Genomic DNA, 13785 nt, shown 5'->3' on the forward strand with positions numbered 1-13785 from the left:
TCATTTTCTAGGGGGCTCAGTGTTTTGTATAGACAAAAAAAACACCTGCACAAGGCAGGTGTAAAATACAATCAGGTCTACAGACGGATGGTGCCTCACTCAACGTTTCGCCCGTTCGTTGATGGTAAGAGGATGAGCTCTTGATCATCTAAGGTGGACAATAGGCACCGATAATCGGCTTTGCGTCATCTCTGGGTTTATGAAGCTTCGCTATCATAAGAAGTGAGATGAGCATCTACATATATAATAATGCACAATACGTGCCAACTTTTTTAAAACGGTATTTTTTAAGCTCACTCTTTTGGTTTCTTTCCCATCCCTCGGTTTTACACAACTATTTTTCTTCTTGGAAGTGAACCGCTCTACCTTTAAAGAATTCACTAATATGTTGCCCGAAACTTACCACTCTATTTTGTCGCAGTTTAGAGACATCATAAAACAGTTATTTATATTTCCTTATAAATCAATAGGTAAAGTGTCACCTTTTGACGACATCAATATGATGGATTGTATCTATTTTACGACACAAGCAAGTTAAGCGGCTAAATTACAAATAAAAACAAGCGATTAACCCATACCCTGTCATTCGTTGAAGAAACTCCACCGAGTATACTCTAAGCAAGTCAAGTTGTGACTAAGTGGCAAGTGAAGATATCCCGATGAGCACGCATAAGTATGTGATTCGGGTAGATGAACGTAGCCAATAACGCTACGGTTTGAAGAGTGCGAGTATAGAGAATAAAAAGCAAAAAACCCGTCGATTAAGACGGGTTTCTTTAAATTGGTCGGCGAGAGAGGATTCGAACCTCCGACCCACTGGTCCCAAACCAGTTGCGCTACCAAGCTGCGCTACTCGCCGAAATTTTTGTAGTACTTATTAATAGTGAATAGTACTATTACATTTCTTCGTGGTGCGAAAGGGGGGACTTGAACCCCCACGTCCATAGGACACTAACACCTGAAGCTAGCGCGTCTACCAATTCCGCCACCCTCGCAATGTCACAAAAAAATGGGGTGGCTAATGGGACTCGAACCCACGACAACTGGAATCACAATCCAGGGCTCTACCAACTGAGCTATAGCCACCATAACTTCACTTTTTTCAAAGCGTTGCTATATTACTACATACAACGTCATTTTGCCAACCGTAGCGAAGCGCTAAAACTGGTGCGCCCGACAGGATTCGAACCTGAGACCTCTGCCTCCGGAGGGCAGCGCTCTATCCAGCTGAGCTACGGGCGCTTAACGCCGTTGCGGGAGAGGATAGTACGGATTTATCCTCCCGCTGTCTAGTCCTTTTTGAAATAAAAATATCGATTGCTTGCCTTTTATCCATTTCGTTGAGAAAGAGAGCATATTTACCCTCTTTTTCGCTGTGCACCTAATAAAAATCTATCAAAACCCCGCCGTTAAACTTTTCCGTTACGGTTATTGAACAGTCGAATGATGAAATAAAGGAGAGAAACACCCCCTAAGAAGATGGCTCCAACGATTAAAGATAAGCGAGTATCTGGATTAATCGCCATTCCAATCAATACGCAAGCTAAAAAAAGCAAGGTCGCATAGTTAACCCATGGAAAAAGAATCGATTTGAAAGGGTGCCCTACAAGTTTTTCTTTGTTTTGTTGACGAAAACGGATTTGGCTAGTCAATAACACCAGCCAAGGCACCATTCCTGGTAACACACTCGCACTATAGACATAAACAAAGACTTTCTCTGGATTCGGTATGATGTAGTTCAAGCTTGATCCGGCGACTAAGCATAGGATAGTAAAGCCCACGCAACGTGCCGGTACGCCATTTTTTGTTAATTTCAATAATGAGCGAGGCAATTGCTTATTTTGCGCTAAGGCGTACAGCATGCGCCCGCCACTATACATGCCACTATTGCAACCAGATAACGCCGCAGTTAACACCACAAAGTTAATTACCGCCGCTGCGGACACAATTCCCACTTTCGCAAAGGTAAGGACAAACGGGCTACCTTGTGAGCCCACTTCCGTCCACGGAAATAGTGTCACTACAATAAAAATGGCGCCTACATAAAAAATTAATATACGCCACAAAATATTATTGATCGCTTTTTTTAACGTGACTTGCGGATTTTTCGCTTCACCCGCAGTGATCCCAACCAGCTCAACCCCTTGATAAGAGGCCACAACGATACACAAAGCAAATAAGAAGCCTTTCCAGCCCCCGGCAAAGAAGCCACCATGTTCAGTGAGATTCGCAAGCCCAATCGGCTCAAAATTATTACCCAGACCAAAAAAAATCAGCCCTAGGCCAATTAAAATCATCACCACAATCGTGGTGACTTTGATCATGGCAAACCAAAACTCAAGCTCTCCATACAACCGTACAGCGGCTAAGTTAGCTAATGCCACTAATACCACTGCGATAATGGCAAAAATCCATTGAGGCACATCCGGGAACCAATATTCGGCATATACACCAATGGCAGTGATCTCTGAAATACCGACAGCCACCCACATAAACCAGTAGCCCCAAGCAGTCAGGCACCCCCAAAACGGACTTAAGTATTTATACCCAAATGAAGCAAAAGAACCCGTCACAGGCTCAAGAAATAGCATTTCCCCCATTGAACGCATAATGAAGAAAACAAAAATCCCGGCGATGATATATGCCAGTAAAACCGAAGGCCCCGCCCATTTCAGCGTACTGGCCGACCCCATAAATAAACCAACGCCAATGGTTCCCCCGAGCGCGATAAGCTCGATATGGCGCGCTTCTAACCCACGTTGAAGCCCCTGCTGTGGATTTCCCATACATACCCCTGTCAAAATTAGATAATTAAAATGCAGTTTTAATTGAAACCCAGTTAGTAATAATCACTGCAATTATTCGAAAAGTATCAATTAGGCGATTAAAAAAATGCCATAGCCGCAAGATTGAGCACAAACTGATGCGAACATACTTATTTTTGAGGGATTATAGAAATATTTGAAGGAAGAGACCAGCTATTCGGAAGCGTGCGAACTGTAAGTAAGCCCGTTAAGCCTACTTACAGTGAGTTAAACTTATTGAAAATAACAATATAAATCAAACCACTACAAAAACTACAGCTTGCCACCGTAATAGTAGCCTAAAAATTTCAGTAATTTAAACTGACGAGTAATACGGGAAGGTTGAGATAATAAGCGATATAACCATTCTAGCCCTAAGTTTTGCCACACTTTCGGGGCGCGTTTAACATGCCCTGTAAACACATCATAAGTCCCACCAACGCCCATATATAACGCATCCGGATACACACTTCGGCAATCCCGCATAAAAATTTCTTGTTTCGGCGAACCCATCGCAACGGTAACAATTTTAGCGCCACTTGCGTGGATGCGTTCGAACAAAGCATTTCGGTCTTCCGCGGTAAAATAGCCGTTTTGCGAACCAACAATGTTCACATTCCACTGCGAGCGTAGTTTGCTTTCAGTTTGTTCTAGAATCTCGGGTTTGCCACCCACTAAGAAAACCGGCGTGCCTTCTTTACCGGCCCTTTCCATTAGCCCTTCCCATAAATCAGCACCAGCGACACGAGAAACTTCAGCTTGTGGGTATTTACGACGGATAGCACGGACAATACTAATTCCGTCAGCATATAAATATTCAGCTTGGCCTAGTAATGTATTTAAAGCCGTATCTTGTTCAGCGATCATCACTTTTTCTGCATTAATCGCAACGAGTGTTCCCGTTTTTGTTTCTCCACCAGCAAATAAATAGTCTAAGAAATGGGCCATATTTTTAAAGCCCCAAATATTATGACCACGAATACTATATTGTGGGATAGATGACTGTGTAACAGATGAAGACTGAGTTGATGACGATTCCATGATACTCCTTTAGCGGCTTTCACGCTGTTGGCTTCTTAAAAAAGAAACTGTTTTTGTGCGAATAAGCCCTGCACTTTCAAATAACCAATACAGTAATTTTGCTAACACCAGACACAGTCCGAATATTAAGCAGAAGAAAACCACCCGTGAGACGAAAGAATCCACGCCTTCACGAGCCAAAACAATAATGTTGAAAATGGCGCCAAAACAAAATGCCTGCATAATGGCTGCCTTATAGCGATTTGGTTCTTTCAGGCTCATGCCATAGATCCAATCAAACCATTTGATGATAAGCCCCACAACTATGGCTCCAAGTGGTATAAAAATCACCCCGCCCATCACCACCAATGAACCAATCAGTGTTGGAGAAATTGCCAGCCCAGAATGGTTGTTCAGCACTTCCCACGTAAAATAATTGGCAGAGTTCAATACCGTATCTGGGCGCTCAGGCCAAACCCAAGAAGGAATGAAAACATAAAAGTCACGGATAATCGGAGCTAGGCCTTGAAAATCCATCTCATCATAATGGCTTAGTAGTAATGCTAAGTTTTCCCACGGGGAAAATGTGTCCCGCGTTAAATACAAGAAAGTGTAATATGCTTCGGCACCGCTGACATCTAACCCATAGCGTTTTAAGGCTAACCAGAACATCCCTACAATACTGGCGACCCCAGCGGCAGCTAGCATCCACAGCGTAATCCAACCTCTGACAATCCCAATAAATAAGAAGAGTGCGAAAGCAATGATGATGTTCGCTCTTGTTCCTCCGACAATAACATAGGTCAAGAAACCAAATGCGACGGTACTAACGAGGAAGAAAACCCAGCGTTTCTGTGTCGGTCGCAAGAAATAAACAATCAACATTGCCGGTATGAAGAAATAGAAAAAGCGTTTTAATGCCACACCAGAAACTTGGCTGGAGAAAATTTGGCTATAAGATTTTAACTTAAACAGCAAAAAACCGTTCTGCATGAAGAAGATACCGACTGTCACGACAGCAATCAGTATCAATAACAGACAGGTTAGATTCGTTTCCACTTTGTTCATGCTAAACAACGCTCGCCGCGGTGCGTCTGGTTGCCTAGAAAGCCGTGTTTTATAAGCAACATAATAAATTGCATAAAAACTGGTAGCCGCGAGTTGGGCATAAAGTAAGTAATCCGCCTTCACAACGGCAACATCAAATTGAAAAACTAAAGCGCAAGTTAATGGAAAACCAAAGTAAAACGTCAATAAATACAGCATTGAAAAGAAAATATTGAAGTTAAACCGAGCACGTAAAAACTCTTTGTATAACAAAGTACCAATAAAAATAATTGATATCAGATAGACCAGTGCTAAGCCGCCCAATTCCGTCAGCGTCATGCTCGCTCCTCCACGGCACTGAGAACGGCTTTCCAGCCCTCAGTAAAGTTGGGAGCAAAAAATTCAATCTGGTGTTTATCTAATAGGCTCATTTGTCGCTGAGCTTCATCCACTAGCGGTATCGTCAGGTTGTCACCATAGAAAAAGACTGGGACATTTTGAGCAGTTAAATCCTGCCAAAATGTATTTTGACGGCTAATGACAAATGGAATGCCAAACTGGATTAGCAAACAAACGGTGCCAACACCTTGCTGGCGATTAAAAATAAAATAGCCAAGGTCACAGGTTTTGAGCAAATTAAGGTACTCGCTAAATTCCATGCGCTCTTTCAGGATTTCCACTTGCCCTGAGGTAAACTCACTACTCGCAGCCTGTTCGACTTGTTGGATATAGCTTTGGTTATTGGCAGGATAGCCCATTGGGACAATAACCTTAACCTCATCACCAAATTGCTGTTTAATCGCACTCAGAGCCTCTACATGACGATTAGAACGATCACCTGAGTTACCCAACAAAATAGTCAACTGAGAGCCTTCACGCGCCTTAGGCTCGCTTATTGTCAATGCAGGGTCCATTCGTGTTGGGAAATACAACACTGTCGCAGGCACTTTAGGGTTCGACTGGTGGAAATAGCACAAATCCCCACGTGTTGCGCACACATGCCCTACTTTTTTCTGTGCTAGACGACGCAAAATATAGAATAACTTAAATTTTAGAGAGCTAGACTCTTCATAAAGGTCAGCTCCCCATATATGCCACCAAAACTGGTGGGATTTAATTTGCCCAAATAATAGCGCTAGCCAAATAGGGGCGTTAAATTGCCCATGAAAGAAAAATCGAGTACGGCGGTCTGCCTTAGCACGCTGTATAACACTATTAGCAATGGCCTGTTTATTCGCAAAAACATCTATTTTTAGCTGAGGATAAGCGTCAGCAAGCTGCGCATCATCGCTTACCACCATAAAATGCAGCTTTGATGACGGAGCCATTTCTTGGCAAATGACGTCATTAAAAAACGTCAGTACCGTCTGATTGTGATGTGGGAGATTCGATCCCAGTACATGTATTAAGGTTGTCATGCTCGCCTACGGTAAATCAAAAATACGCAACAACATAAAGTAAAATAGACAATATAAGTGGCCATATAAGCCTGAGTTGCGCCTACTGCACCATGTTCAGGGATAAGCCAATGCGCAAAGCCCGTTAATAATATAAATTGACTAACTTCAGTGAGGACATAAAAACGCAATGCAGCTTTGGCAATGACCAAATAGCCAAATACATACGCTCCCACTTTCAATACATCACCGACTAGCTGCCATGCAAACAGGTCTCTCATTCCAGTAAATTCTTTTGAGAACAGCAACCAAATCGCAAAATCACGTAGTAACCAAACCGTAAAACTCACTACGGCAACGGCAGGTAAAACGAATTTCAATGCTTTAACAATCTCTGCGGAAATTTCATTTTTATGCTGCAAACGCGATAACGTCGGCAATAAATACACTGAAAATGTCGCGGTAATAAACTGTAAATAGGCATCTGAAATGGTGGTCACACCGGTCCATAACCCCACTTCATCCCAACTATAGGTTTGGGCGAGCAGGTTTCGCATCATGATATAAGCGACTGGCAGTGTGACTGCGGTTAGCATCGCCATGACCGTAAATTTGCCTAAATTAGTCGCAATCGCCTTATCCCATGCCGGTTTCAATGACGATAATGCAAACTGCTTGCGTTTAATTATCATCCCAGCCGCAGGCAGCACTACTAGCGCAGGGACTAATGCTAACCCTGCTAGTGCACCTTCATACCCGCCAACTAGATAGCATAAATAATAGGCAATAACCCCAATTATGCTACCAAAAATAATAGCTAATGCATTACCTGACGCGTCTCGATAACCTTTTAAGATAGCTAAGAAATAGTTAGCGTAACCGATCCCCATTTGGATCAAGGCAACCATTTGAATAACAGAGCTATATTTCGCACTATCAAATAGCGCCTCACTAATAAGCGGGCTACAAAGTAAAAAAATAATCGCTAATAAGGTCGAAAACCCAAGGATAATCGTTGACGATGTCCCAAGAATTGCACGTAGCTTCTGTGGATCTTGATGATGTTCTGCCACATATTTTGTGACACCATTAAAAATCCCTGCGCCTGATAATACCCCTAGCACAGTAATTAATTGGCGGAAGTTGCCCGCCAGCCCCACACCGCTGGGGCCAAATGAGACTGCAAATAACTTAACAATTAACAGGCCTACCCCGATTTTAATCAGGGTAGACCCAGCAGTCCAAACCGATGCTTTAGCGAGAGACATTAGGCAAAGAACGCTTTGATTCGCTCAATGACTGTCTGCTGTTCGTCATCAGTCATGTTGTAGAACATCGGTAAACGCACTAAGCGGTCACTTTCTGATGTCGTGTATTTATCTTCACCATGGAAACGGCCAAACTCAATACCTGCAGGGCTAGTGTGCAATGCAACGTAGTGGAATACCGTCAAAATACCATGAGATTTCATGTAATCGTTGAATTCAGTACGCTCTTCGATATCTTTGAGCTTGATATAGAACATATGAGCATTATGTTTTAAGCCTTCCGGCACAGTTGCTAGGACTAAACGCCCTGCATCAACCAGTGGCTGCAACGCTTCATCATAACGTTTCCATAGCAGTAAACGGCGGTCATTAATTTTGTCCGCTTCTTCTAACTGTGCCCATAAGTAAGCCGCTTGTAGATCTGACAGCAAGTAACTTGAACCAATGTCACGCCATGTGTATTTATCGACTTGACCACGGAAAAATTGGCTACGGTTTGTCCCTTTTTCACGGATCACTTCAGCACGGCTAATCAGGTCTTTATCATTGATCAGTGTTGCTCCACCTTCACCACCTGAAGAGTAGTTTTTAGTTTCATGGAAGCTATAGCAGCCAATGTGACCGATAGTCCCCAGCGCTTTGCCTTTATACGTCGACATCACACCTTGTGCCGCATCTTCAATCACGAATAAATTGTGTTTTTTTGCGATAGCCATGATGGTGTCCATTTCGCAAGCAACACCTGCATAGTGGACAGGAACGATGGCACGTGTACGCTCAGTGATTGCAGCTTCAATTTTAGTTTCATCGATATTCATGGTATCCGGACGGATATCAACAAACACGATTTTAGCGCCACGTAATACGAATGCGTTAGAGGTTGATACAAAAGTAAAGCTTGGCATGATAATTTCATCACCTGGCTTAGTATCAATCAGGATCGCTGCCATTTCTAATGAGGCCGTACAAGATGGCGTTAACTGCACTTTTGGGCAATTAAATCGTTTTTCCATCCATTCTTCACAACGTTTCGTGAAGCCACCGTCACCACACAGTTTGCCACTTTCCATGGCTTGTCTCATATACTCTAATTCAGTACCTACAACGGGTGGTTTATTAAATGGAATCATGTTGTCCCCTGTATAACCAATAGGCGGTACTGGCAATTGCTGCACCGCTACGTGAATAAAGATTTAATGCCGCAACATTACTGATTTGCGTGGCCACATTTAACTGTCTTTTTTGGTGTTCCACACACCAATTAAATGCTGCTGACATCAACTTACGCCCCACACCTTGCCCTTTCGCTTCTGGCATTTTCGCTAATAGGCCAACCCGTGCCGTTTCTGCATCAAGGTGCCGCAAACTCACGAAGCCCAATACCGCACCAGACGCATCTTTAACCAGTAAACAAGTGTGGTCAAACGTACCCAGAACTGATTTTTCTATCCACAACGCATAAAACTGCCCGCTATCACCATCACGGTACCAAGGTGCTCTAAAGCGGCTTTTGCTAAAGACAGACTCAGCGGCTTGCCGCAACATAGGGATATCGTCCACTTGTGCAACAATAACGTGGTCTTCCGCTGTTAAACCAGCCTTTAAATAAGCATTTTCTGTGCCAATAGTAAGAGCGAAATCGATTTCACCTTCAACAAATGAAAACCCCATACCAGCTAAATCATCAATCAGCTGCGTTTCAGACGCTGCGACTTTTGCTTGCACGATATCGTATTCATCCATTTGATAAGCAAGGAGAGTTTCGAGGTTATCCCCTGTAAAATTCAACTTTGCTGTTGAGCGATGAAAAAATTCGCTCTCCCATGGCAAGCTCTCAATACTGGCGCGGACGGACACGTAATAAATCCTCTAAATATTGCCCATAACCTGTTTTTTTCAGCTGTTGCGCTGAAAAAGCGACTTGTTCGTCTGTCAACCAGCCGTTACGCCATGCGATTTCTTCTAAACAAGCAACTTTGAAGCCTTGGCGTTTTTCAACGGTTTGTACAAAAGTACCCGCCTCAATGAGGCTATCGTGAGTGCCTGTATCCAACCAAGCAAAGCCACGACCGAGCAATTCAACGTTTAATTCACCACGTTCTAAATACATTTGGTTAATTGACGTAATTTCTAATTCACCACGTTCAGAAGGTTTAACTTGTTTTGCAAATTCAACCACTTGCGAATCATAGAAATACAACCCTGTCACCGCCCAATTCGATTTAGGTTTAAGCGGTTTTTCTTCAATAGACAGTGCTTTAAAATTATCGTCAAACTCCACAACACCAAAACGCTCAGGGTCCATCACTTGGTAACCAAAAACGGTTGCGCCTTTTGTGCGTTCAGCGACAGATTTCAATTTTGGGCTAAATGAATGGCCGAAAAAGATATTATCGCCCAATACTAAACAGCACGAATCACCATTAATGAACTCTTCACCAATGATAAACGCTTGCGCAAGGCCGTCTGGTGATGGCTGCTCCGCATAGCTCAGCTCAATCCCAAACTCATGGCCATCCCCTAATAAACGCTTAAACATCGGCAAGTCGTCAGGGGTAGAGATAATTAAAATCTCACGAACTCCCGCTAACATCAAAACTGAAAGCGGGTAGTAAATCATCGGCTTATCGTAGATAGGCAATAACTGTTTAGAAATACCACGAGTAATAGGGTGCAAACGCGTCCCCGACCCTCCAGCTAATATAATACCTTTCATACTGTCACCTAATTTCCTAGACCTAAACGTTCGCCCGCATAGGAACCATCTTGTACGCGACGCCACCACGTTTCATTGTTCAAATACCACTGCACCGTTTTGCGAATACCTGATTCGAAGGTTTCTTGTGGTGTCCACCCCAATTCGCGCTCAATTTTCGCAGCATCAATCGCATAACGCATATCGTGGCCCGGTCGGTCTTTCACATACGTAATTAAGTCACGGTAGTGCACCACACCTTGAGGCTTCTGCGGATGCAGTTCTTCAAGCAGTTCACAAATCGTTTCTACAACGTCAATATTACGGCGCTCATTATGGCCACCGATATTATAGGTGGTGCCAGGTTGCGCGGTTGTAGCAACTAAATGTAGTGCTCGTGCATGGTCTTCAACAAACAACCAGTCACGAATTTGCTCACCTTTACCATAAACAGGCAGAGGCTTACCCGCTAAGGCGTTCAAAATAATTAATGGGATCAATTTCTCTGGAAAATGATACGGCCCGTAGTTATTTGAACAATTAGTGATCATAGTTGGCAGGCCATAAGTTCTTTGCCAAGCACGAACTAAATGATCACTCGATGCTTTCGATGCTGAATATGGGCTACTTGGTGCATAAGGCGTTGTTTCTGTGAAGAAACCATCAGGTCCTTCTAAGTCACCATATACTTCATCTGTTGAGATATGGTGAAAACGGAAGGCTGCTTTTTTCTCATCATTCAATGCAGACCAGTAATGGCGCGCCGCCTCTAACAGTGTGTAAGTGCCCACAATGTTAGTTTCGATAAATGCCGCTGGGCCATCGATAGAGCGGTCAACATGGCTTTCTGCTGCTAAATGCATCACGGCATCGGGTTGATATTTTTCAAAAACGGCATCTAATGCAGCTCTATCACAAATATTCACCTGCTCAAAAGCATAGCGCGGGTTACTCGCAACCGTTGCGAGGGACTCTAAGTTACCGGCATAGGTTAAGCAATCCAGAACCACTGCGCTGTCGTCAGTATTTTCAATAATATGACGAACAACAGCAGAGCCGATAAACCCGGCGCCTCCAGTGATTAAAATACGTTTCAACGCCATACTCCTTTTGTATCCACAACCCATTTTTGTGGGATTGCAGAACCTTGGATGCCTTTGAACATATTGTGGTCAACTAACATTAAGATCACATCAGCTTCATTAACGGCTTTTTCAATCGAAACTAGCTCAGAAATACCTTTTAGAGAGGTCGGTAATTCGTGAATGTGTGGCTCAACTGCATACGTTTTACCTGGGTTCCAGTTCGCCACCATTTTGGTGATGTGCATCGCTGGGCTTTCACGTAAATCATCAATATTGGGTTTAAATGACAGGCCAAAACAGGCGATTGTCACTTCACTGGCTTTTTTACCCGTTTCCACTAAGCAATCGGCTACAGCCGCTTTCACTTGATCAACGACCCAAATTGGCTTGCCATCATTGACTAAACGCGCGGTATGAATAAGGCGTGATTGTTTTGGATTTTGTGCGACGATAAACCATGGGTCAACCGCGATGCAGTGCCCACCAACACCCGGACCTGGTTGCAAAATATTAACGCGAGGATGGCGGTTCGCGAGGCTGATTAATTCCCACACATTGATGTCTTGTTCAGCACAAATTAATGATAATTCATTCGCAAAAGCAATATTCACATCACGGAAGCTATTTTCCGTTAACTTACACATTTCCGCAGTTCTTGAGTTAGTAATTACACACTCACCTTCAAGGAAAATATTGTATAACTCACTTGCGCGCAGAGAGGATTTTGGCGTCATACCACCAACAACACGGTCATTTTTAATTAATTCGACCATCACTTGGCCCGGTAACACACGCTCAGGGCAGTATGCCACATCGATATCTGCATCTTCCCCAGCTTGATGAGGGAAGGTTAAATCAGGACGAGCTGCGGCCATCCACTCGGCCATTTGCTCTGTTGTACCTACTGGCGATGTCGACTCAAGAATGACTAGATCGCCTTTCTTCAATACAGGAGCAATAGACTCTGCGGCTGAACGCACATAGGCGAGATCAGGCTCATGCTCGCCTTTAAATGGCGTAGGCACAGCAATCAGATAAGCATCTGCAGGTTGCGGCTTAGTAAAGGCTTTCAGGTGGCCTTCTTCAACTGCCTTTTTGACTACGATATCCAGTTCTGGCTCCACAATGTGGATTTTTCCCTGGTTAATAGTATCAACGGCATGTTGGTTCACATCGACACCAACCACTTGTTTTTTACGTGATGCGAAGGCGGCTGCTGTTGGTAAACCGATATAACCAAGGCCAATAACAGAAATAGTTTCAAAACTCATAATTTCACCTGATTACTTTTCAATGCTGCAAGAATACGCTGACAAGCATGACCATCCCCATAAGGGTTATGTGCGCGGCTCATTTCGTGATATTCCGCGTCATCTGTCAGTAACCGATTAACTTCTTTCACAATTTTCTGTGTATCTGTTCCCACAAGACGAACAGTACCTGCATCAACAGCTTCAGGTCGTTCTGTGGTATCTCTCATCACCAAAACAGGTTTACCGAGAGAAGGCGCTTCCTCTTGAATACCACCTGAGTCTGTTAGAATCAAATAAGCATGGTTCATCAAATAAACAAACGGTAGGTAGTCTTGAGGGCTAATTAAAATAATATTATCAATATCATGCAATATACGCTTAACAGGCTCACTCACATTTGGATTTAAGTGGACTGGGTAGACAACTTGCACATCTGGATGCGCTTGCGCAATTTCTGCCAAAGCGTGGCAAATACGTTCAAAGCCACCACCGAAACTTTCACGACGGTGGCCTGTGACTAAAATCATTTTTTTATTTGGGTCGATAAACGGATAATTTGCGGCCAGTTTTTCCATCATATACTGGTCACTCATGACTTTATCACGTACCCACAATAACGCATCAATCACACTATTACCGGTGACAAAGATATGGCTGTCAGGGATTGATTCTTTTAACAAATTTTGGCGTGAATTTTCGGTTGGGGCAAAATGGTACATCGCTAAATGCCCAGCAATTTTACGATTTGCTTCCTCAGGCCATGGAGAATACAGGTCTCCGGTACGTAACCCTGCTTCAACGTGCCCTACGGGTATACGATGGTAAAATGCCGCAAGGCTAGTTGCCATCGTTGTTGCTGTATCACCATGAACGAGAACAACATCCGGTTGAAAATCAGCAAAAACGCTTTTCAACCCTTCTAGAATACGACAAGTGATATCCGTTAAATCTTGCCCTGGTTTCATAATATTGAGATCGTAATCTGGCGTGATCTCAAACAGTTTCAGTACTTGATCTAGCATTTCACGATGCTGCGCTGTAACACAAACTTTGGCTTCAAAGTCCGCATCCCCAGCCAATGCATGAACCAGTGGTGCCATTTTAATGGCTTCAGGTCGTGTGCCGAATACAGTCAATACTTTCACAGTGACTCTCTTATATTTATCTTTCGCAGTGAGCTGCTTTTGTAATCTTAATAACTTTATATGCCACTGAT

11 protein-coding genes and 4 tRNA genes are annotated in these 13785 nt (G+C 43.5%); all 15 read right to left on the minus strand.

What is annotated here, in order from left to right:
• Nucleotides 1-782: 782 nt before the first annotated feature.
• The 15 genes from PSF09_RS06200 to wecB all read right to left on the minus strand — a co-directional run bounded on the left by PSF09_RS06200 (nucleotide 783) and on the right by wecB (nucleotide 13714).
• Nucleotides 783-859: transfer RNA gene (locus PSF09_RS06200), tRNA-Pro, on the minus strand.
• A 50-nt stretch (nucleotides 860-909) separates the two neighbouring features.
• A tRNA-Leu gene (locus tag PSF09_RS06205) sits at nucleotides 910-995 on the minus strand.
• Between the two features lie 15 nt (nucleotides 996-1010).
• A tRNA-His gene (locus PSF09_RS06210) sits at nucleotides 1011-1086 on the minus strand.
• A 79-nt stretch (nucleotides 1087-1165) separates the two neighbouring features.
• Nucleotides 1166-1242: transfer RNA gene (locus tag PSF09_RS06215), tRNA-Arg, on the minus strand.
• Nucleotides 1243-1409: 167 nt separating this feature from the next.
• Nucleotides 1410-2786, minus strand: a complete 1377-nt coding sequence (gene thrP / locus PSF09_RS06220) for a bifunctional threonine/serine APC transporter ThrP (protein ID WP_109912160.1) — start codon at nucleotides 2784-2786, stop codon at nucleotides 1410-1412.
• 291 nt (nucleotides 2787-3077) lie between these two features.
• A complete protein-coding gene (gene wecG, locus PSF09_RS06225) occupies nucleotides 3078-3845 on the minus strand; it encodes a lipopolysaccharide N-acetylmannosaminouronosyltransferase (protein WP_210836691.1) in 768 nt (255 codons plus the stop codon).
• A gap of 9 nt (nucleotides 3846-3854) precedes the next feature.
• Nucleotides 3855-5210, minus strand: a complete 1356-nt coding sequence (gene wzyE, locus PSF09_RS06230; protein WP_210836693.1) for an ECA oligosaccharide polymerase — start codon at nucleotides 5208-5210, stop codon at nucleotides 3855-3857.
• Nucleotides 5207-6289, minus strand: coding sequence for a TDP-N-acetylfucosamine:lipid II N-acetylfucosaminyltransferase (locus PSF09_RS06235; RefSeq protein ID WP_272683630.1), 1083 nt, complete (start codon nucleotides 6287-6289; stop codon nucleotides 5207-5209). Before PSF09_RS06235 ends, wzyE begins: the two co-directional genes overlap by 4 nt.
• Nucleotides 6286-7536: a lipid III flippase WzxE gene (gene wzxE / locus PSF09_RS06240; protein WP_272664585.1), complete on the minus strand. Its 1251-nt coding sequence runs from the start codon at nucleotides 7534-7536 to the stop codon at nucleotides 6286-6288. The genes PSF09_RS06235 and wzxE overlap by 4 nt, the downstream gene beginning before the upstream one ends.
• Complete coding sequence (gene rffA, locus PSF09_RS06245) at nucleotides 7536-8666, minus strand: dTDP-4-amino-4,6-dideoxygalactose transaminase (protein WP_004907307.1); 1131 nt, start codon at nucleotides 8664-8666, stop codon at nucleotides 7536-7538. The genes wzxE and rffA overlap by 1 nt, the downstream gene beginning before the upstream one ends.
• Nucleotides 8653-9393, minus strand: a complete 741-nt coding sequence (rffC, locus tag PSF09_RS06250; protein WP_272664586.1) for a dTDP-4-amino-4,6-dideoxy-D-galactose acyltransferase — start codon at nucleotides 9391-9393, stop codon at nucleotides 8653-8655. The genes rffA and rffC overlap by 14 nt, the downstream gene beginning before the upstream one ends.
• Entirely contained in the window at nucleotides 9371-10252 is an 882-nt protein-coding gene (gene rfbA, locus PSF09_RS06255; RefSeq protein WP_210836698.1) for a glucose-1-phosphate thymidylyltransferase RfbA, read from the minus strand. The genes rffC and rfbA overlap by 23 nt, the downstream gene beginning before the upstream one ends.
• Nucleotides 10253-10260: 8 nt before the next feature.
• Nucleotides 10261-11334 (minus strand): dTDP-glucose 4,6-dehydratase, encoded by a 1074-nt coding sequence (gene rffG, locus PSF09_RS06260; protein ID WP_272664587.1) that lies wholly within the window; start codon nucleotides 11332-11334, stop codon nucleotides 10261-10263.
• The gene (wecC, locus tag PSF09_RS06265; RefSeq protein WP_210836700.1) at nucleotides 11325-12587 is read right to left on the minus strand and encodes a UDP-N-acetyl-D-mannosamine dehydrogenase; all 1263 of its coding nucleotides are present in this window, start codon (nucleotides 12585-12587) and stop codon (nucleotides 11325-11327) included. The genes rffG and wecC overlap by 10 nt, the downstream gene beginning before the upstream one ends.
• Nucleotides 12584-13714 (minus strand): non-hydrolyzing UDP-N-acetylglucosamine 2-epimerase, encoded by a 1131-nt coding sequence (wecB, locus tag PSF09_RS06270; protein WP_004907290.1) that lies wholly within the window; start codon nucleotides 13712-13714, stop codon nucleotides 12584-12586. Before wecB ends, wecC begins: the two co-directional genes overlap by 4 nt.
• Between the last annotated feature and the right edge of the window lie 71 nt (nucleotides 13715-13785).

This window comes from Providencia sp. PROV141 (assembly GCF_028481645.1).
Lineage (GTDB): Bacteria > Pseudomonadota > Gammaproteobacteria > Enterobacterales > Enterobacteriaceae > Providencia > Providencia rettgeri.